This is a genomic window from Sphingomonas pituitosa NBRC 102491, assembly GCF_001598435.1.
GTDB classification, from domain to species: Bacteria; Pseudomonadota; Alphaproteobacteria; order Sphingomonadales; family Sphingomonadaceae; genus Sphingomonas; species Sphingomonas pituitosa.
The window spans coordinates 390,964-410,896 of record NZ_BCYY01000001.1 but is presented as its reverse complement, the minus strand read 5'-3'; the positions used below and the strand labels follow the sequence as shown (position 1 = coordinate 410,896).

Here is a 19,933-nt window from a genome sequence, read left to right as displayed (position 1 = left end):
TTGTCGCCGGGAACCCGTCCGACTTACTTCGCAGCGACCTTGCGGCGGGCGGCAACCGCCTTGCGTTCGTTGTTGGCGAATTCCTCGAAATTCTTCTTGAACACGACGCCCAGCTCATCGAGCGCGGCGATTGCGTCCTCGCCTTCCTTCGGCGGGAACAGCTTCAGGCCGTTGCCGCCCCAGGCCTTGTATTCGAAGTCTATCTTGTCGTCGTTGCCGAAGTCGCGGACCATGAACAGCGTCTTGAGCGAACGGCCGTAGATCGCGGCCTTCTGGTAGAACACGTCGGCGACGATCAGTTCCGAATAGCACGCAGCCTTCGAATCCGAGCGGCGCGTCTTCACCTTGTTCATGCTGTGGCGCTCGAGCGGCTGCTCATGGCGAACGATCTGCGTGTCGGCGGGCAGCGACAGCAGCGCCTTCAGGTCCAGCGACTGCAGCGAGTCCAGCTGGGTCGGGCTGTCGAGCGCGCTCGCCAGCTGCGCCTTGTTACGGGCATCCTTCTTGCCGTGAAGCGCCGCATCGAGCAGGCCGCCGCCCAGAAGTCCGCTGGTCATCGAGACCATCCGTTCCGCGGGCCAGACGTGCAGTTCGCACGGCGCCGTCTGTGCTGCTGCGGTGCCCGCACCGATCCACAGGCTGGCTGCCACGGCGGCGGCCAGCATTCCCTTTTTCGACATGCTTGTGTTCCCCTGTTGGTACGCGTTGAAATACGGTTGCCGCCGGGCGCTCAGCGCTTCGTTCGCGGCGGCTTGTTCACGGCCTCGGCGAACTGGACAAGGCTGGTGCGAAAGGCCTGGACGAGCTCGGCGACACCCTTGTCGGGGGCATCCCCCGGCTTGGGCGGAAAGGCCGTGAGCTTGACGAGCGTCCAGGTGCCGAATGCGCGGCTCGGCTCCGGTGCGGTACCGAAGGTGCGGAAGCGGAACGACCCGCGCAGGCCGTTGCTGCCGCTGATCGTGTTCTGGTTCAGGATCAGATCGTCGACGATCAGCTCGGCATAGCAGGGGGCAGTGCTCTCCGCGATGCGACCGCGCGTGGTGCGGATGGTCCGGCTATCGAGCGGCTGGGGGTGCAGGGTGACGCGATAGCCGGGCAGCTTCAGCAGATCGGGTAGACCCGCCTCGGACAGCAGCTGCGCCTGGCGCTCGGCGGACAGCGGATTGTCCGGTGCGGCGGGATAGCCCTCGCGACCCTTGGTGCTCCCGTCGATGATGCCGCCGTGCCCGAAACCGAGATAGAGGTTCATCGGCATCGTTGCCGGCCAGACATGGAGTTCGCATGCCGCGTCCGTCTGCGCATGTGCCTGCACCGAAAAGACCAGCGCTCCGGCAGCCGCCAGACGCAAGGAATGCGATCCGATCACGTAAGAATTCCCCCTCTCCACGCGGTCTCCGTCCGCTGTGAGGAGCATAGGATGATTGCCGATGCGAAACAACCTTCTGAAAGACGAGCGAGCAATGCTCGCTTGCCAAGGAGGGCGCAGCTTCGCATCTTCCCACCGAAGAAGCGGAGACAAGCGATGATGTCGAGAATGCTGGCTTGGATGATGGCGGTCGCGCTGGCGTTGCCTGCTGCGGCGCAGACCGGGTCCACACCGGCCGCTCCCGCAGCCAATCCCCGGGTGGCGATCGAGACCAGCGCCGGCCGGATGGTGGTGGAGGTGTATCTCGACAAGGCGCCGGTCTCCGCGCGCAATTTCCTGCGCTATGTCGACGCGCGGCGGCTGGACGGGGTCGTGTTCTACCGCACCGTGAAGCCTGCGGAGCATTTCGGATTCGTCCAGTTCGGCGTGCAGAATGCCCAGACCAAGATGTTCCCCGCAATCAAGCACGAACCGACGAGCGAGACGGGCATCAAGCATCTGGACGGAACGCTGTCGCTGCCGCGCCTCGCGCCGGGGACCGCTCGCGGCGAATTCACGATCATGATCGGCGACCAGCCGTCCTTCGATGCGGATATGAGCAAGCCGGGAGACAATCTGGGCTATGCCGCGTTCGGCCGGGTGATCGAGGGACAGGACGCGCTGCTCAAGATCTTCGATGCGCCGACCTCGCCGACAAAGACGCTGATGGGAAGCTTCAAGGGCGAGGTGCCCGAAGCGCCGGTGAAGATCGTCTCGGCCCGCCGGATCGCATCCTAGGGCGGGTCAGAGCGGATGCGGGTCCAGATAGAGGTAGCCGGGATCGAATTCGGCGAGTCGCTTGAGGCCGCTGAGATCCTGGAACGACACCCTGCCGTTCCGGAACTCCACCAGCGTGCGTTCCCGAAGCTCGCGGAGAACCCGGTTCACATGCACCGGGGTGAGCCCGAGGCACTCGGCCAGCTCGGCCTGGCTGATCGCTAGCTTGTAGCCCTCTGCGTCCGCCAGGCCGACGGTGCCGAGCCGGACATGCAGCTCGCAAAACAGGTGGGCGGCGCGCTGGATTGCCGAGCGGCGGCCGAGCGACACTTCCCATTCGCGGTGGATCGCCGCGTCGACATTGGTGGAGAACCACATCACCCGGGTGAGATGGGCATGTTTCTCCGTAATCTCGCGCAGTCGCGTATGTGCGGCGCGCGCGATCGTGCAGGGCGTCAGCGCCAGCAGCGAATGGTCGAGCCGTTTCAGGGTGAAGCCGTGCAGATCGGCGAAATCCCCCGCGACATGGACATGGGTGATCTGGCGCTGGCCGTTCTTGAGATCCTTGTAGCGTCCGATCAGCCCGTCGAGCAGCAAGGTGGAATAGTTGAGTTCCTCGCCGGCGCGGACGATCGTGCGGCCGGCAGGATGGCTCACCGTATCCACGATCGTCTCGCGCAGCGCAGCCTCTTCCGCTGCGTCGATCGTGTCGCGGAGCCGGAGTTTCAGCAGGTGACGTTCGATCATTGCGGGTTATGGCTCCAGCGGATGGCGGCGGCGCCACCAGGGTAAAAATGCGGTAGCCGCCGTCGCAGGTTCGGGGTGGGGGCTATTGTTGGTTGAGGTCCTGGTTCTTCACGACCCCGTCGGCGCCGTTCTCGCCACCGGCGCCCAGCGGCACCGCGCGCTTGAGCGGTGTACCTTCCTTGGCGGCGGCATCGGCGGCATCCGAGCGGGCTTCCACCGCCTGCTGAAGGTCGGAGCGGGGATCCTCGCGGTCGTTCGTGATATCGGGCATGGTGTCTTCTCCAGGTTCAGGCGACGGGCTGGCCGGGGGTGATGCCGGGATCGATGCTCGGCGTGGTCTCGGGCGCGGGGACGTCGATGTCGGGGCCGGGCGGCTCGATCTCCGGCGGCGGGCCGCCGGGCTGGCCGGGATCGGGCGCCGGCACTTCGGACGGCGGCGTTGTCGGCTGGATGGGGGGCTCTACCGGCATGGGGATCTCCTGTTCGTTTCAGCCCCAACGCCTTGCGGCGCCCAATCGTTGCTTCGTGCTTGCCCCGAACCCCATGACTGCTATAGAGCCCGCCGACCGGCGGTGTCCCCTGCGGGCGTGGCGGAACTGGTAGACGCGCTGGATTTAGGTTCCAGTATCGAAAGATGTGGGGGTTCGACTCCCTTCGCCCGCACCAGTCCTTCGCGACTGATGTGTGGTACACCGCAATTCCGATTCTATTAGAAGGCGTGAGAATGCAGACTGTCGAGACGTTGAACGAGGGCCTGAAGCGCGCCTTCACGCTGAAGATCACCGCCCAGGACATCGATTCGAAGGTCGATGCCGAGGTCAAGCGGGTCGCTCCGCAGATTCGCATGCCCGGCTTCCGCCCCGGCAAGGTGCCGATCAACCTCGTCCGCAAGATGCACGGCGAGGCGCTGACCCAGGACGCACTGAACAGCTCGATCCAGGAAGGCATCCAGAAGCTGATCGCCGACCACAAGCTGCGTCCCGCGATGCAGCCCTCGGTCAGCCTCGAGGGCGAATACGCCCCCGGCGGCGACGCCGAAGTGAAGGTCGAGCTGGAAGTGCTCCCGGACGTGCCGACTCCGTCGATCGACGGCCTGAAGCTGGAGCGCCTGACGGTGCCGGTGCAGGACGATGAGGTCCAGGAGCAGCTCAAGCAGCTCGCCGACCAGCAGAAGCGCTGGGACGACGCGGCCGAGGGCCATGCCGCCACCACGGGTGACCAGGTGGTGATGGACTTCGTCGGCAAGGTCGACGGCGTCGCCTTTGATGGCGGCACCGGCGAGGGCATGGCTGTCGAGCTCGGCTCGGGCCGCCTGATCCCGGGCTTCGAGGAGCAGCTCGAAGGCGTGAAGGTCGGCGACGAGAAGCAGCTCAACGTCACCTTCCCGGACGATTACGGCGCCAAGGACCTGGCCGGCAAGGCCGCGACCTTCGACGTCAAGGTGACCGCGGTGCAGACCGCCGGCGAGACCGTGATCGACGACGACATGGCGAAGGCGTTCGGCCTCCAGGACCTGGAGCAGCTGACCGGCCTGCTGAAGGGCCAGATCGAGCAGCAGCTCAACGGCCTGACCCGCACCCACATGAAGCGCAAGCTGCTCGACCAGCTCGCCGCCGGCCACGACTTCCCGGTCCCGCCGTCGATGGTGGAAGCCGAGTTCGACCAGATCTGGCACCAGCTCGTCCACGAGACCGAGCATGAGGAAGATCCGGCTGCGGCCCTCGCCGAGCTCGAAGGCGAGCGCGACGAATATCGTGCGATCGCCGAGCGCCGCGTGCGCCTGGGCCTGTTGCTAAGCGAGATCGGCACCGCCAACGGCGTCGAAGTGACCGCGCAGGAAATGAACCGCCTGATCGCGCAGGCCGCGCAGCAGTACGGCCCGCAGGATCGCCAGCGCTTCATCCAGTATGTCCAGCAGGAGCCGATGGCGGCTGCCCAGCTGCGCGCGCCGCTGTTCGAGGACAAGGTCGTCGACTTCCTGTTCGACAAGGCCGAGATCACCGATCGCGAAGTGACCAAGGAAGAGCTGGAAGCCGCGATCGAGAGCGAAGACGGCTTCTCGTCGGGCACCCACGTCCACGACCACGACAACCACAAGCCGAAGAAGAAGGCCGGCAAGAAGGCCGACGCTTCGGACGAGGCCGGTGAAGAGAAGCCCGCCAAGAAGCCGGCTGCTAAGAAGGCCAAGGCTGAGGAGGCTCCGGCCGCCGAGGGCGATGCCGAGCCGGTGAAGAAGGCGACCAAGAAGGCCGCGAAGGCTGAAGGCGAAGGCGAGGAAGCCGCGCCGAAGCCGAAAAAGGCAGCGGCCAAGAAGAAGACCGACGCGGAGTGATTTGAGAAGGGCCGGAACGAAAGTTCCGGCCCTTTTGCTATCTATCCCCTTTTCGCAGGCGGGAGGGGAGCGCTCGCTTGAGTCGAAGGCCGCACCCGAACCGTCAGCGCAGCGCCACTATCAGCGTGGTGATCGCCTCGGGTTCGGCGAGCGCCTGCGCGGCTACCGCGGCCGCGTTTCGCGTCGCATCGGTGACGACCCGCTCCACCACCTTCGCGCCGGCCACACCGATCATCAGCCGTCGCGGCACCACGCCGGCGTTGACATGGACCAGCACCAGCCGTTTGCCGTCTTGCGATACCGCACCGACGGTATCGGCATCGTCCACCGGTACCAGCCGATAGCCCGGCCGGATAAAGCGGCTGAACTGCGCCATCGCCCAGTATTTGCGGGTGACGTGGATCGGATGCTCGGCCGCCGTGGCAGGCGTGTAGGCCATCTTCACCAGCCCCCAGTTGCTGCCGCCGCCGGTGCCGTCCCCGCTGCCGTCGCCCCGTCGCTCCACGGCCTGCCAGAACACCCAGGCGACCGGCTCCAGCTGCTTGAGATCGTGGACGACATGCTCGGCAAAGGTCAGCGGGGTGGCGATGCCGTTAAAATCCTCAGGGTCCTTGTCGAGCGGCGTGTCGTTCTCGCTCATCCACAGGCGGATGCCGTGCGCCCGTGCGATGTCGCGCACCGCCGTCTGGTGCACCGTGCCGTAGCTGTGGACGTTCAGCTGGCCGATTCGCGCGCGTGTCGCCGCCGGGTAGCCTTGCCAGTCGCGCACGAAGAGGTGGGAATTGGTCTCGTCCGGCGCAGCGATCACGGTCTTCAGCCCATGCGTCTTGAGCGCGCGATCGGCGGCGTCGATCATCATCGCCTGTCGTGCCGGGCTCCAGTGCGCACCCTCCTGGGTGTTGGCGGCAAACCAATAAGGGGTGTTCGGCTCGTTGACCGGGGAGAGCGTGCGGAAGGCAATGCCATGTGCCTTTTGCAGCCGCTCCACCACTGTCGCCAGATATTCCGCGAAGCGCGCCTCCTGGCCCGGGCGGAGATTGTCGTCGGTGCCCTTTTCGGCGCCCGACACGCGCCCGCTGACGGTCATGAACCAGGGCGGCGAGTTGGAGAAGGCCTCGAAGATCGGCGCTTTCACGCGGTGCCGAATCGCATCCAGCCACCAGCGTTGGCTAGCATCGGCGGACCAGTCCCACATCGCCGGATCGGCGGGGTTCCACCAGTCCGTGCCGGCAGCGCCCGCCGGGCGGCGCCAGAAGCCGGGCACGTCGGCGCCGGGGCGGAGATAGGGCTTGGTCTCGGGCGCATCGCCGCCGCCGATATTGTAGCGCGCGATCGTCCAGCCGAGCCCATCCGGTCCATAGAAAAGGTCGGCGAGCTTCTCGCGCACCGGATCAGGATAGCCGCCGGTGACGTGCGCGAACCAGGCGAGCGCGGTGCCCCAGCCTTCAAAGGGCTGGCCGGGCCGCTGGAGATCCGGCCGCAGCGTGAGCGTGACCGCCGGCTCGGTAACGGGCGGGCGTGCGCTGGTCTGGGCGAGCGCAGCGGGGGAGGCTGCGAGCAGCAGCGACAGGCCGAGCGCGCGGATCATGCCGCCGTCACCCGGTACAGCCCGGCGCCGTGCGGCGGCAGTGTGCGGGCGAGGCGGACCGGACCGGGGCCCTCGTCCTTTGCCTCCCACAGGTTGCGCACCTGCACCGCGCCCTTGGCGCCCAGCAGCCCTAGGTCGAATGCCGCCTCGCCCGGCTTGTCGCCGGTATTGAACAGCGCGACATAATGTCCGCCCGTGGCAGCGCGCGCGGTCCAGACGCGGCGATCGTCGGCGACGAACCAGGGTCGGTTTTCGCTGCTCGCCTGGTTGACTGCGAGCACCTCGCGGTTGGTGAGCAGCGCGCGGGTGGGCGCATCCAGGTGGCGCAGGTCGCCGCCCATGATCAGCGGCGAGCGCGCGATCGACCAGAGCGACATCAGCATGCGCTGTTCGTCGGGTGTGAACTTGGTGTCGCGCTGGCCGAGCGCGAGGCGGCCCAGCGGCAGCATGTCCGCGTCGGGCCAGGCGCCAGGGCGCGCATGGGGGCTCCAATTCTCCAGCCGGGTGAACTGCGCCTCCAGCATCTTCCAGTCGTCCCAGAAGTCGTCGGAGATGCGCCACATCTGAGCATGCCGCGCGACGTGCTCGGCCCGTGGAACGGGGGTTTCACCCGGCGAAAGGCTGAGCAGGATCGGCCGACCGCTCGCCTTGATCGCCTTTGCCGCGGCTTCGATCTCGGGCGCATGGGCGTCATAGGGGCGGCTCATGTCGTCCATCTTGACGAAGTCGACGCCCCAGGAGGCGAGCACCGCGAACACGCTGTCATAATAGGCCTGCGCACCCGGCTTGCGCATGTCGACGCCGTACATGTCGGGGTTCCACGGGCAAATGCTCGAGGTGTCGGCGATATCGGCCGCGCCGATGCCGTTCGCGCCCAGCACCGGCAGGTTACGCTCCACCGCCAGCCGTGGGATGCCGCGCATCAGGTGCACGCCAAATTTCATGCCGAGCGCGTGGACCTTGGCAGCGATCGGCGCGAAGCCCTTGCCGTTCGCTGCCGAGGGGAAACGGTTGGGCGCAGGAAGCAGGCGCCCATGGCCGTCCAGCGTCGGCACCGGCTTTGCGTTGTAGGTGTAACTGGCCGCTTCCGGCTCATACCACTGGATGTCGATGGTGAAGATGTCGTAGCCGAACGGCAGCAGCTCGCGCGCCTGGATCGCCGCGGTCTCCAGCGCCTGCGCCTCGGTGATCGTCGTGGCGAAACTGTTCCAGCTGTTCCAGCCCATCGGCGGCGTGGGCGCGAGCGAGGCAGGTCGTGCCGTCGCGCGCCCAGCGGTTGCGGCAACGCCGCCAAGTACCGCGGCGCCCTGCAGCAACGCGCGTCGGCCGATCCCCGCGCTGTCGTTTCGGAAATCAGGCATCTCACTCTCCCCTCGAATATTGTCAGACTAGAAACGGGGAGCGGAGGGGTCAATGATGCCGTAGCGTGCTGCGCGCGATCCGGAGGTGGGGCGAAGGCGGCATCGGGCCTCGCCAACCTAATGCAGACGATCCGCGTCCAGTCACAAAAAATTACATTGCCCCGCGAGCGGAAGCGGCTTGCCTCCACGCCTTCGACCAGTATGTTTGTCTGACAAAATTGCAGCGCCCAAAGGGGGAGGGGAAATGCAGGCGACGCGCGTTCCGCAACTATTGTGCAATCGTGCGCTTTCGAGTGGCGAGTTGCAAGCCGCCGCCGTGAGGCGTGTCGCGTGAGCAAGGTCCGCTTGCTGGCTGCCGGCGCGACGCTGGCGCTTACTTACGGCATGGGACTGGCGCAGGACGGGCCGAAGATCGGCGATGCGCCGCAGGTCCAGCCGGTGCAGGTCGATCCGCGCCGCCCCGATTGGGAGAACCCGGCGGTGTTCGCGCGCGGCAAGATGCCCGCCAACGCCACCCACTTCGCCTATGAGAGCCGCGCCGCCGCGCTGGCCGGCGATCCCGCCAGGTCCAACCGCTACCTGCTGCTCGACGGCCAGTGGCTGTTCCACTTCTCGCCCTCGTCGGACGCGGTGCCGGACGGGTTCGAGAAGCCGGAGTACGATGTCGCCCAGTGGAAGCGCATCAAGGTGCCCGCCGACTGGCAGACCGAAGGGTTTGACCAGGCGCGCTACAACAACATTACCTATCCGTTCCCGGCCAATCGCCCGCTGATTCCGCATGGCACCAACCCGGTCGGCTCCTACCGCCGCGACGTGCAGCTGCCGGCGACCTGGTCGGGCCAGGACGTGATCCTGCATATCGGCGCGGCGGGCTCGGCGTACCGCGTGTGGGTGAACGGCGTCGAAGCGGGCTATTCGGAGGATTCGAAGCTCCCGTCCGAATTCGACGTGACGAAGCTGGTCCATGCCGGCCGCAACACCATCGCGATCCAGATCCATCGCTGGTCGGACGGATCGTACCTCGAGGACCAGGATTTCTGGCGCGTCTCGGGGATCGAGCGCTCCGTTTATCTGGCGGCGGTGCCGAAGGCGCGCGTGGCCGACCTGTTCGTCCATGCCGGGCTCGATGCCGCCTACCGCGACGGCAGGCTTTCGACCGAACTGACGCTTACCGATCGCACTTCGCCGCTCACCGCGCGGATGACGCTGCTCGATGGCGACAAGGCCGTGCTGGTGCGCGAGACGCCGGTCGCCGCCGGCCCGGCGCAGAAGCTGACGCTCGCCGCCGACGTGCCTGGCGTGCGGCCGTGGACCGCCGAGACGCCCAACCTCTACACATTGCTCGTCGAGCTGGTCGATACCGAGGGCAAGGTGGTGCAGGCCACGCCGCAGCGCATCGGATTCCGCACGGTGGAGATCCGGAACGGCCTGGTCAGCGTCAACGGCAAGCCGATCACGATCCGCGGCGTCAACCGCCACGAACATGATCCGGAGACGTTCCACGTCGTCAGCCGCGCGTCGATGGAGCACGACATCCAGCTGATGAAGCGGGCGAACGTCAACGCGATCCGCACCTCGCACTATCCGAACGACCCCTATCTCTACGAGCTGGCGGATCGCTACGGCCTCTATGTGATGGACGAGGCCAATATCGAGAGCCACGCCTACATGGATTACGCCAACAAGCATGGCGAGCGGCGGGCCGAACTGCAGGTCGGCTTCGACCCTGCGTGGAAGGACGCGCACGTCTCCCGCGTGGTCAACATGGTACAGCGCGACAAGAATCACGCCTCGGTGATCTTCTGGTCGCTGGGCAACGAGGCGGGGATCGGCCCGAACTTCGAGGCCGCGGCCGCAGCGGCAAAGGCGGTCGATCCGGGCCGGCTGGTCTCCTATCTCGGCTGGGGTACGTGGGACGGTATCCAGGACCACCGGCCCAACTATTACGCCGACATCTACGCGCCGATGTACGATCCGGCGGTGAAGCTGGAAGATTACGCCACCAACTGGAACTTCAAGCAGCCGGTGATCCAGTGCGAATATGCCCATATGATGGGCAATTCGGGTGGCAATCTGAAGGAATATTGGGACACGATCTACGCCCATCCGAACAAGCTGCAGGGCGGCTTCGCGTGGGACTGGGTCGACCAGTCGATGTACCGCTATGCCAAGGACGGCAAGCGCTACTGGGGCGACGGCGGCGAGTACGGTCCGAACCCCGGCGGCGACATCGAGTTCGGCGACGGGCTGCTCCAGGCCGATCGCACGCCGAACCCGCAGCTGTATGAGCTCCGCAAGGTCTATGCGCCGGTCCAGTTCGACGGGTTCGATGCGGCGGGCGGTACGGTGACGGTGCGCAACCGGCATGATTTCCGCGACTTGTCGGGCTTCACCTTCGATTGGGAGGTGCAGGAGAACGGCGTTGCGGTGGCCAACGGCACGCTGGCGACGCCGGATGTGGCGGCGCACGGCGCGGGCACGATCGTGCTGCCGCTCGCCGGCCTCACGCGCAAGCCGGGCGCCGAGTATTTCGTCACGATCCGCGCGCGGGCCAAGGCCGATGCAGTGCCGCTGGTGCCGGGCGGCACGGTGATCGGCTGGGAGCAGTTCGCGCTCGATCCCGCCTATCGCACCGCCGAGGTCGCGGTGCCCAAGGGGCGGGTGACGGCGCAGGACGGGCAGGGGACGATCACCCTCTCGGCCGGTGGGGCGACGCTGGTGGTGAACCGCGCGACCGGGCTGGTCGATCGCTATGCGGCAAAGGGCAAGACGCTGCTCAGCGGCGGCGCGCCGCATTTCTGGCGGGCGGTGACCGACAACGACATCGGCATCGGCACGGCCAAGCAGCTCGCCGCCTGGAAGCAGATGAGCGAGACCCGCACCATCGACGCGGTGCAGGTGCAGGATCTGGGCGCGGACGGCGCCGAGATACGCGTCGCCTACACCATGGGCGCGGGGGCGGTGCGCTTCACCAGCGTGTACCGGATGGCCAGCGACGGTTCGGTTGTGGTCGATGGCAAGTTCGAGCCGGTCTCCAAGCAGCTGCCGCCGCCGTTCCGCATCGGCCTCGCCTTCACCACGCCGGGCAGCTTCAAGACGGTCGAATGGTATGGCCGCGGTCCGCACGAAAGCTATGTCGATCGCAAGACCTCGGCGCCGATCGGCCTGTGGCGCGGCGCGATCGCCGAGCAGAACCATGATTACATCCGCCCGCAGGAGACCGGCAACAAGGTTGATGTCCGCTGGATGGAGCTGGTTGGCGCAGGATCGGGCCTGCGCGTGGCAGGCGACGCGCCGCTGATGATGAACGCGCTCGCCTTCCCCTATGCCGATCTCGACCGGCACGTGCCCGGCAGCTGGAAGAGCACCGATGTGGTGCCCAAGGCCCAAGGCACGCTGTTGATCGACGCCGCGCAATGGGGCGTCGGCGGCGACACCCAGTGGAGCGAATTCGGCAAGCCGCTCCAGAAGTACCGCACCCAGCTGGTGCCCACCTCGATCCATTTCCGCCTCACGCCCTTCACGGGCCAGGGCACTACCCCAGCCAAGGCGCGCCCGGCGCGCGCGACGGAGAAAGAATGATGCGAAGCCTTATCAGCGCGATCGCGCTCATCGCTGCCATGCCTGCGCTCGCGCAGACCAGCGGCGATTCCGTGACCGTGCACGGCGACAAGCCCGGCGCGAAATATGACAAGCGCCTGTTCGGCCAGTTCGCCGAGCATCTCGGCACGGGCATCTATGGCGGCCTCTATGTCGGCGCCGACAGCAAGATCCCGAACGTGAAGGGCTTCCGCCGCGACGTGATCGACGCGTTGAAGGCAATCAAGGTGCCGGTGATCCGCTGGCCGGGCGGTTGCTTCGCCGACGAATATCACTGGCGGGAAGGCATTGGGCCGAAGTCCAAGCGGCTGGTGAAGGTGAACACCAACTGGGGCGGCGTGACCGAGGACAATGCCGTCGGCACTAACGAGTTCATGGACTTTACCGAAGTGGTGGGCGCCGAAGCCTATGTCTCCGGCAATGTCGGCTCCGCGGCGCCCAGCGAGATGGCCGAGTGGGTCGAGTACATGACCTCGCCGACCAACTCGACGATCGCCAACCAGCGCCGCGCCAATGGCCGCGACAAGCCGTGGAAGCTGCCGATGTTCGGCATCGGCAACGAGCTGTGGGGCTGCGGCGGCAACATGCATCCGGAATATGCCGCCGACGTAACCCGCCGCTACGCCACCTTCGTCAAGGTACCGGAAGGGCAGAATCTGATGAAGATCGCCAGCGGTGCCAACTCGTTCGACTATAACTGGACGGACGTGATGATGCGCAAGGCGGGCAGCACCATCGATGGCATCGGCGTCCATTACTACACCGTGCCCGGACCGTGGGAGAAGAAGGGGCCGGCTCTCGGCTTTGACGAGGAAAGCTGGGCGCGTACGCTCTCCAAGACGCTCAAGATGGAAGAGCTGCTGACCGAGCATGGCAAGATCATGGACAAATATGATCCCAAGAAGCGGATCGCGCTGCTCGTCGACGAATGGGGTACCTGGTACGATGTCGAGCCGGGCACCAATCCGGGCTTCCTCTACCAGCAGAACAGCCTGCGCGACGCGATGGTGGCGGCGCTGAACTTCAACATCTTCGCGGCCCATGCCGACCGCGTGCGCGGCGCCAACATCGCCCAGATGGTCAACGTGCTGCAGGCGATGCTGCTGACCGACGGTGCCAAGATGGTGAAGACGCCGACCTATTGGGCCTTCGACCTGTACAAGGACTATATGGACGGCACGGTGCTGCCGGTCGACGTACAGTCCCGCTGGTACAACAAGGACCAGTGGACGATGCGCGCGGTGAGTGCCAGCGCGGTACGCGGCAGCGACGGCGTGGTCCATGTCGGCCTCGTCAACGTCGATCCCAACCAGCCGGCGAGCGTCACCGTCAAGCTGGACGGCGTGACCGGCGCGCAGGTGACGGGCAAGATCCTGACCGGCGCCACGGTGGACGCGCATAACGACTTCCAGGCGCCCGATGCGATCCGGCCGGCGGCGTTCACCGGCGCGACCCTGTCGGGCGGCACGCTGACGGTGCAGGTACCGGCCAAGGCGATCGTGATGCTCGACATCAAGTGAGCAAGGCGGTTCTTCTGATGGTGGCGGCGGGCTTGCTCGCCGCCGCAGACGCCCCTGCTCCGCGCTGGGATACGCCGGGGGACGGCAATCCGCTGCTCCCCGGCTATTTCGCCGATCCCTCGATCGTGCGCGACGGCGGCAAATGGTACCTCTACGCCACGATCGACCCATGGGGCGACGACCGGCTGGCCTTGTGGACCTCCTCCAACGGCCGCGACTGGACCTTCTCGACGCCGGCCTGGCCGACCAAGGCCGCTGCAACCAGCCCTACGTCGGGAGACTCGAAGGTCTGGGCCCCCTCGGTGGTGAAGGCGGCGAACGGGCGCTGGTACATGTATGTCTCGGTCGGCTCCGAAGTGTGGGTGGGCAGCGCGCCGAGCCCGGCCGGGCCCTGGGCCGACGCGAACGGCGGCAAACCGCTGATCGCCAAGAGCTTCGCACCGGCCTATCACATGATCGACGCCGAGGCGTTCGTCGACGACGACGGCACCGCCTATCTCTACTGGGGCTCGGGGCTCAACTGGACCAACGGCCACTGCTTCGTCGTGAAGCTGAAACCGGACATGGTCAGCTTCGACGGCGAACCCAAAGACGTCACCCCCGCGAACTATTTCGAAGGTCCCTTCCTGGTGAAGGCGGGCAGCCATTATGTGCTGACCTATAGCGACGGCAAGACGACGGAGGATACGTACAAGGTCCGCTACGCCATCGGCGACACGCCGTTCGGTCCGTTCCGTGAGAGGCCGGACAGCCCGATCCTGTCCACCGACAGGGGGCGGGACGTGATCAGCCCCGGCCATCACGCGATCTTCCGCGTCGGCAAGCAGCCCTACATCCTCTACCACCGCCAATCGCTGCCCTGGCCGCGTGCAGGGGACGACGCCACGCTCCGCCAGATCGCGGTCGATCCGTTGACGATCCGCGACGACGGCACCATCGCGCGGGTCACCCCAAGCCATGGCAGCGGCGTGACGGGGTTCGCCAATCGCCGTACGCGCGGACTTCCGGTAACGCTGCGCGGTGACGCGGTGGACGCAGCACATGATGCCGGGCGGGCAGGGGACGACAATTACGCGACGCTATGGCGCCCCGCACCCGGCGCCGAGCCGTTGCTGGTAGCCGATCTCGGCAAGACCCGTCGGCTGTCCGAGGTCCGGCTGCGCATGGAATATGCCAGCCGCGCCTATGACCTTGTGATCGATTCCTCGTCCGACGGCCTGCACTGGTGGCCCGCTGCTGTGCGGAAGGGGGCCAGTGGCTCGCCGATCGTCCTCCCGCTGAACGTCTCGACGCGCTATCTCCGGCTGCGCGTGCCGGCCGGGGCAGGCGTGTGGGAGTGGCAACTCTTCTGATCGGGATTGTCGATCAGGGGCGAAACAAAAAATGTTGCGGCGCGCCGCGTTCCCATGCGTTAGGCGGGCGGACAAGCTTTCCAATCCCAAGAGGAGCAAGACATGGCCTTCGAACTTCCCGAACTGCCGTACGCCAAGGACGCGCTTGCGCCGCACATGTCGGCCGAGACCTTCGACTTCCACCATGGCAAGCATCACAAGGCCTATGTCGACAACTGCAACAAGCTGGTCGCCGACATCCCCGAGCTCCAGGGCGCGAAGCTCACCGAGGTGATCGCCTATGCCAAGGACAAGGGGATCAAGGGCCTGTTCAACAACAGCTCGCAGATCTGGAACCACAGCTTCTTCTGGCAGTGCCTGACGCCGAACTATGCGGCGCCGACCGGCAAGCTGGCCGAGATGATCACCCGCGATTTCGGCAGCCACGACGCGCTGATCGAGAAACTGAAGGCAGAGTCCGTGGGCCACTTCGCCAGCGGCTGGGGCTGGCTGGTGCTCGACGGCGACACGCTGAAGGTCACCTCGTTCCATGACGGCGATTCGCCCGTCGCGCACGGCGTGAAGCCGTTGTTCACGATCGACGTGTGGGAACATGCTTACTACATCGACTATCGCAACGCGCGTCCGTCGTTCGTCGACACCATCCTGACCAAGCTGGTGAACTGGGACTTCGTCGCCCAGAACCTCGACGGCGAAGGCGCTGCCCGCGCCGACCAGCAGGGCTGAGCCCTGTCGATCCCTCCGCCCGAACTGCCGGGCGGAGGGATCAACTTTCCCCGTACAGGTCGCGCTGGGCCTTCTCCAGCTCTTCCGCATAGCGTCTGCGGGCATGGCTCTCGGTGATCAGCCCCAGTACCGCGCCGTCGGGGGCGAGCACCGCCAGATCGTCCGCCACGCTCGCGTCGAAAGCTTCCAGCACTTCCGCGATCGTCATGTCCGGCGACAGCGCGCGATCCACGAACTTCGCCAGGCTGCCGACGCGGTCTGCCTGTTCGGCCGACGGGCTCCATAGCGCTGCGGTCTCGGCGATCCCGGCATATTGATTCTTGCCGTCCAGCAGCACCACGCGCTTGGTCGAGCCCAGCGGAAAGCGGGCGCGGAAGCTGGCGATGTCGGTGTCGGCAGACGCCGTCGCCACGTCGCGCCGCATCATCCGCGCGGCGGTGAGCGCGCGAGCCCAGCCGACATCGCGGCCGCTGCGCAGCGTCTCTCCGCGCAGGTGCAGCCGCCAAGTGGAGAAACTGTAGCCGAATAGCTCGCGCACGATCGTGCTCGCGATCAGCGTGGCGGCGATGGTGACGCCGGTGATGCTGAAGTCGTGCGTCACTTCCAGCACCAGCAACGACATGGTCATCGGCCCGCCGACCACCGCCACCGCCAGCGCCGCCATGCCGACCACCGCGGCGTCGTCTGCCGCCAGCGGGTGGAGGCCGGGGATCTCGGCGAGCGTGAGCTGGTAGAAGCGGCCGAGCAGCGCGCCGAGGAACAGCGAGGCGAAGAACAGCCCGCCGCGAAAGCCGAAGCCGAGCGACACCGCCGAGCCGAGCAGCTTGAGCAGGATCGCGACGCCCAGCGAGGCGAGCGTGGCCTGCGCGGCGAGGTTGATGTCCAGCGCGCCGTGCCCGCTCGACAGCACTTGCGGCGAAAGCAGGGCCAGCGGGATCATCAGCACCCCGCCGACCAGCGGCGCCCAGGCCTGGCTGATCGGGCTGCGGCGCACCCCGGCTTCCACCAGCGCCACCAGCCGCATCAGCGCGATGCCGAAGCCGGCGCAGAGCATGCCGAGCAGCGCGTACAGGAGGTAATCCGCCGTCCCGATCGGATGCGCGGCACCCGCGCTGATCACATAGGGGTGGATGCCCAGCGTGCGGGCGATGGTAGCGGCGGTCAGCGAGGCGAGCACCACCGGGGCGACGATCGCCGGGGTGTAGGCACCCAGCACGATCTCGAACGCGTAGAAGGCGCCGGTGAGCGGTGCGCCGAACGCGGCCCCCAGGCCCGCGCCGGCCCCGGCGCCCATCAGCGTGCGCAGGTCGGCGCGGCGCAGCTTGAGCCGTTGTCCGAGCAGCGAGGCAAGCCCGCCGCCGGCCTGCGCATAGGCAGCCTCCAGCCCCACCGAAGCGCCGAAGCCGTTGGAGAGGAGCGTCTGTCCGACCACGGTCGCGGTATCGCGTGCGGGGATGCGGCCGCCGTGGAGGGCGTTGGCCTCGACCACGTCGATGGTCTTGCGGCGCCGGAGCAGCCAGAGCGTCAGGCCGAGAAGCGCGCCGCCGACCGGAAGCGCCAGCAGCCGCAGCGGCGCGATATGGCTGGCGGCGCTGAGATGCTCGCCGATCGCCAGCCCGAACAGCACCCGCTGCATCCCCCGGGCGGTCTGGCCGATGGCGATCGCCGCGAGGCTCGCCGTGGCCCCCACGCCGATGGCAAGCAGCAGGAACAGCAGCGTGTTCGAGCGAATCTGCCGCCGCAATCCGTTCGCGGCGCGTACCGCGTGGAACGTGGCCGGATGGCGGGGCAGGCCCATCGCGCGGTCAGCCCTCGGGCGGTACGGGTGCATCCTCGGGCTTGTCGAGCTGCAGGCCGTGGCGCAGCAGCATCGGAATATTGGCGATGGCGAATACCAGCGTCAGCGGGATCACCACCCACGTCTTGAACGAGATCCAGCGGTCCCAATCGAGCAGGTGGCGCATCACTTCGTTCAGCACGGCCATCGCGACGAAGAAGACGGTCCAGTTGATCGTCAGCAGCCGCCAGCCTTTGGCGCTGAGCCCCGGATAGGCGGATTCGAGCATCGTCTGGAGGAGCGGCTTGTTGGTCGCGAGGCCGTAGCCCAGGATCACGGCGAACATCGCATAGACGATGGTCGGCTTGACCTGGATGAAGGTCTGGTCGTGATAATAGAGGGTCAGCCCGCCGAACACGAGCACCAGCACGCCGGTGATCCACAGCATGGGCGAGACGTGGCGGGTCTTCCACCACGAAACGGCGATCGCCACCGCCATCGCGATCATGAAAGCGAGTGTGGCGGTGAGGATGCGCTGGAGCTGGATGCCGGGCGCGAGGCTGTTGACCGCGAAGAACACGATCAGCGGGCCGTAATCGAGCGCCATGCGCAGGCCGGCGGAGGTCTTGGGGCGGGGGGCGGCTTCAGCCATGGGTCAGTTCCTCCACGCCGGCGATGATGCGGGCCACTTCCTGCGCGTCGAACCCGCGCAGGTCGTCCACCTTCTCGCCAACGCCGATCGCGTGGATCGGCAGGCCGTATTTCTCCGCCGCCGCGACCAGCACGCCGCCGCGCGCGGTGCCGTCGAGCTTGGTCATGACGAGGCCGGTGACGCCCGCCACTTCCTTGAACACCTCGATCTGGTTGAGCGCGTTCTGGCCGGTGGTGGCATCGAGCACCAGCACCACGTCGTGCGGCGACGCCGGGTTCAGGCGGCCGAGCACGCGGCGGACCTTGGCCAGCTCGTCCATCAGCTCGCGCTTGTTCTGCAGGCGGCCGGCGGTGTCGACGATCAGCACGTCGGTGCCGATCTCGGTCGCGCGCTTCACCGCCTCGAACACGATGCCGGCGGCGTCGCCGCCTTCGGCGCCCGAGACGATCGGCACGCCGATCCGCTCGGCCCAGGTGCGCAGCTGGCCGATCGCGGCGGCGCGGAAGGTGTCGCCGGCGGCGACCATGACGCTGTAATCCTGGTCGACGAGCTGCTTGGCGAGCTTGGCGATCGTGGTGGTCTTGCCCGAACCGTTGACGCCGATGACCAGGATCACCTGCGGGCGCGGAAACGCCTCGATCTCGAGCGGCCTGGCGACCGGCTCGAGCACCTTGGCGACTTCCTCGGCGACGATCACGCGGATGCCGAGTTCTTCCATGTTCCGCTCGAACTGCCCCTCGGCCAGCCGCGCGCGCACCTTGGCGGCGGTGGCCGGGCCGAGGTCCGAGGCGATCAGCGCCTCCTCGATCTCGTCCAGCGTCGCCTCGTCCAGCCGGGCGAGCGACAGGCCGGCGAGGTTGCCGAGCAGCCGATCCGACGTCTTGCGAAAGCCGCCGAGCAGCTTCTCGTGCCAGCTCGGCGCGCTCATGCGACCAGCTTTCCGTCTTCGACGCGTGCAATCGTCACGTTCACCGTTTCTCCAGTCTGCTGAGATGCGGTCAGCCGCACCTCGGCGAAATTCTCGGCATGGCCGCGGTCGCCCGGGCGCTCGACCAGCACCCGCTGGCGGCTGCCGACCAGGCTTTCCAGCCAGCGCGCCCGCTGTTCCGCTGCCGCCGCGCGCAGCCGGGCGGCGCGGTCGCGGATGGTGGCGGGCGCCACCTGCGGCATGCGCGCGGCGGGCGTGCCGGCGCGCGGGCTATAGGGGAAGATATGCGCATGCACCACGCCGCAATCGGCAAGGAGGGCACGGGTGTTCTCGAACATCGTATCGTCTTCGGTCGGGAAGCCGGCGATCAGGTCCGCGCCGATGGCGATTTCGGGCCGCGCGGCGCGGAGCCGCTCGGCCAGCGCCACCGATTGCGCGCGGCTGTGGCGGCGCTTCATCCGCTTGAGGATCAGGTCGTCGCCGGCCTGCAGCGAAAGATGGATGTGCGGCATCACGCGCGGCTCCTGGGTTAGCAGCGCGAACAGCCGGTCGTCGACTTCGATCCCGTCGAGTGAGGAAAGCCGCAGCCGCTGGAGCTTCGGCACGTGGCGGAGGACGCGCTCGACCAGCGACCCGAGTTTCGGGGCCCCCGGCAGATCATGGCCATAGCTGGTGAGGTCGACGCCGGTCAGCACCACCTCGCCATGCGCCTCGGCCAGCATCGCGATCCGATCGATCACCGCGCCGGCGGGCACAGAGCGGCTGTTGCCGCGACCGAAGGGGATCGCGCAGAAGGTGCAGCGATGGTCGCAGCCATTCTGCACCTCCACAAAGGCGCGGGCGTGGGTGGAGAAGCTCGCGGCGAGGTGCGGCGCGGTTTCGCGCACGGCCAGGATGTCCTGCACCTGCACCCTGGCGTCCGAGGCCCAGGCCTCGGGCAGCAGCTTCTCGGCATTGCCGATCACGCGATCGACCTCCGGCATGGCGGCGAAGGCTTGCGGATCGATCTGTGCTGCGCAGCCGGTGACGACCAGCTCCGCCTCGGGCCGTTCGCGACGGGCGCGGCGGATCGCCTGGCGGGTCTGCTTCACCGCCTCGTTGGTCACCGCGCAGCTGTTCACCACGATCGCATCCCGCCCGGTGAGCAGCGCACGGATCGACTCGCCTTCGGCTAGGTTCAGCCGGCAACCCATGTTAAGGATAAGGGGCGAGGAGAGGGACATTGGCC

Annotated in this window: 17 protein-coding genes and 1 tRNA gene; 7 read left to right on the top strand and 11 right to left on the bottom strand. The window is 67.1% G+C overall.

Annotated features, from left to right (window positions below):
* Nucleotides 1–23: 23 nt before the first annotated feature.
* Complete coding sequence (locus SPI01S_RS01850; protein WP_157084515.1) at nt 24–680, bottom strand: hypothetical protein; 657 nt, start codon at nt 678–680, stop codon at nt 24–26.
* Between the two features lie 50 nt (nt 681–730).
* Complete coding sequence (locus SPI01S_RS01845; protein ID WP_066717179.1) at nt 731–1,366, bottom strand: hypothetical protein; 636 nt, start codon at nt 1,364–1,366, stop codon at nt 731–733.
* A 159-nt stretch (nt 1,367–1,525) separates the two neighbouring features.
* Between SPI01S_RS01845 and SPI01S_RS01840 the strand changes: the two genes are divergently transcribed.
* Complete coding sequence (locus tag SPI01S_RS01840; protein ID WP_169804444.1) at nt 1,526–2,143, top strand: peptidylprolyl isomerase; 618 nt, start codon at nt 1,526–1,528, stop codon at nt 2,141–2,143.
* 6 nt (nt 2,144–2,149) lie between these two features.
* On the opposite strand, the gene SPI01S_RS01835 is transcribed toward SPI01S_RS01840, so the two are convergent.
* From SPI01S_RS01835 to SPI01S_RS01825, 3 genes are all read right to left on the bottom strand, one after another.
* Nucleotides 2,150–2,869 (bottom strand): Crp/Fnr family transcriptional regulator, encoded by a 720-nt coding sequence (locus tag SPI01S_RS01835; RefSeq protein WP_066717170.1) that lies wholly within the window; start codon nt 2,867–2,869, stop codon nt 2,150–2,152.
* Nucleotides 2,870–2,951: 82 nt separating this feature from the next.
* On the bottom strand, nt 2,952–3,140 hold the full coding sequence (locus tag SPI01S_RS01830) for a hypothetical protein (protein WP_066717167.1): 189 nt from the start codon (nt 3,138–3,140) through the stop codon (nt 2,952–2,954).
* A gap of 16 nt (nt 3,141–3,156) precedes the next feature.
* Nucleotides 3,157–3,339, bottom strand: coding sequence for a hypothetical protein (locus SPI01S_RS01825; RefSeq protein WP_066717164.1), 183 nt, complete (start codon nt 3,337–3,339; stop codon nt 3,157–3,159).
* A gap of 111 nt (nt 3,340–3,450) precedes the next feature.
* On the opposite strand from SPI01S_RS01825, the gene SPI01S_RS01820 reads away from it, so the two are divergent.
* A tRNA-Leu gene (locus SPI01S_RS01820) sits at nt 3,451–3,535 on the top strand.
* 58 nt (nt 3,536–3,593) lie between these two features.
* Nucleotides 3,594–5,201 carry a trigger factor gene (gene tig / locus SPI01S_RS01815; RefSeq protein WP_066717160.1) on the top strand — a complete coding sequence of 536 codons (1,608 nt, stop codon included), beginning with the start codon at nt 3,594–3,596 and terminating at the stop codon, nt 5,199–5,201.
* A gap of 103 nt (nt 5,202–5,304) precedes the next feature.
* Here the strand turns inward: tig and SPI01S_RS01810 are convergent, their stop codons facing one another.
* Nucleotides 5,305–6,789 (bottom strand): glycoside hydrolase, encoded by a 1,485-nt coding sequence (locus SPI01S_RS01810; RefSeq protein WP_066717157.1) that lies wholly within the window; start codon nt 6,787–6,789, stop codon nt 5,305–5,307.
* Nucleotides 6,786–8,150 carry a glycoside hydrolase family 27 protein gene (locus SPI01S_RS01805; RefSeq protein WP_066717153.1) on the bottom strand — a complete coding sequence of 455 codons (1,365 nt, stop codon included), beginning with the start codon at nt 8,148–8,150 and terminating at the stop codon, nt 6,786–6,788. The genes SPI01S_RS01810 and SPI01S_RS01805 overlap by 4 nt, the downstream gene beginning before the upstream one ends.
* Before the next feature lie 330 nt (nt 8,151–8,480).
* Here SPI01S_RS01805 and SPI01S_RS01800 point away from each other — a divergent pair, with 330 nt between their 5' ends.
* The 4 genes from SPI01S_RS01800 to SPI01S_RS01785 all read left to right on the top strand — a co-directional run bounded on the left by SPI01S_RS01800 (nt 8,481) and on the right by SPI01S_RS01785 (nt 15,348).
* Nucleotides 8,481–11,732 (top strand): glycoside hydrolase family 2 TIM barrel-domain containing protein, encoded by a 3,252-nt coding sequence (locus SPI01S_RS01800; protein ID WP_066717151.1) that lies wholly within the window; start codon nt 8,481–8,483, stop codon nt 11,730–11,732.
* Nucleotides 11,732–13,270, top strand: coding sequence for an alpha-N-arabinofuranosidase (locus SPI01S_RS01795; protein WP_084253206.1), 1,539 nt, complete (start codon nt 11,732–11,734; stop codon nt 13,268–13,270). Before SPI01S_RS01800 ends, SPI01S_RS01795 begins: the two co-directional genes overlap by 1 nt.
* Nucleotides 13,267–14,622, top strand: a complete 1,356-nt coding sequence (locus tag SPI01S_RS01790) for a family 43 glycosylhydrolase (protein WP_245653434.1) — start codon at nt 13,267–13,269, stop codon at nt 14,620–14,622. The genes SPI01S_RS01795 and SPI01S_RS01790 overlap by 4 nt, the downstream gene beginning before the upstream one ends.
* A gap of 102 nt (nt 14,623–14,724) precedes the next feature.
* Entirely contained in the window at nt 14,725–15,348 is a 624-nt protein-coding gene (locus SPI01S_RS01785; protein WP_066717145.1) for a superoxide dismutase, read from the top strand.
* A 40-nt stretch (nt 15,349–15,388) separates the two neighbouring features.
* Here the strand turns inward: SPI01S_RS01785 and SPI01S_RS01780 are convergent, their stop codons facing one another.
* From SPI01S_RS01780 to mtaB, 4 genes are read right to left on the bottom strand one after another with little or no spacing between them, the layout of a single operon-like run.
* Nucleotides 15,389–17,146 (bottom strand): chloride channel protein, encoded by a 1,758-nt coding sequence (locus SPI01S_RS01780; protein ID WP_066717142.1) that lies wholly within the window; start codon nt 17,144–17,146, stop codon nt 15,389–15,391.
* A 7-nt stretch (nt 17,147–17,153) separates the two neighbouring features.
* Nucleotides 17,154–17,777, bottom strand: a complete 624-nt coding sequence (locus SPI01S_RS01775) for a septation protein A (protein WP_084253205.1) — start codon at nt 17,775–17,777, stop codon at nt 17,154–17,156.
* Nucleotides 17,770–18,705, bottom strand: coding sequence for a signal recognition particle-docking protein FtsY (gene ftsY / locus SPI01S_RS01770; protein WP_066717140.1), 936 nt, complete (start codon nt 18,703–18,705; stop codon nt 17,770–17,772). The genes SPI01S_RS01775 and ftsY overlap by 8 nt, the downstream gene beginning before the upstream one ends.
* The gene (gene mtaB, locus SPI01S_RS01765; protein WP_066717137.1) at nt 18,702–19,928 is read right to left on the bottom strand and encodes a tRNA (N(6)-L-threonylcarbamoyladenosine(37)-C(2))-methylthiotransferase MtaB; all 1,227 of its coding nucleotides are present in this window, start codon (nt 19,926–19,928) and stop codon (nt 18,702–18,704) included. Before mtaB ends, ftsY begins: the two co-directional genes overlap by 4 nt.
* Nucleotides 19,929–19,933 lie beyond the last annotated feature (5 nt).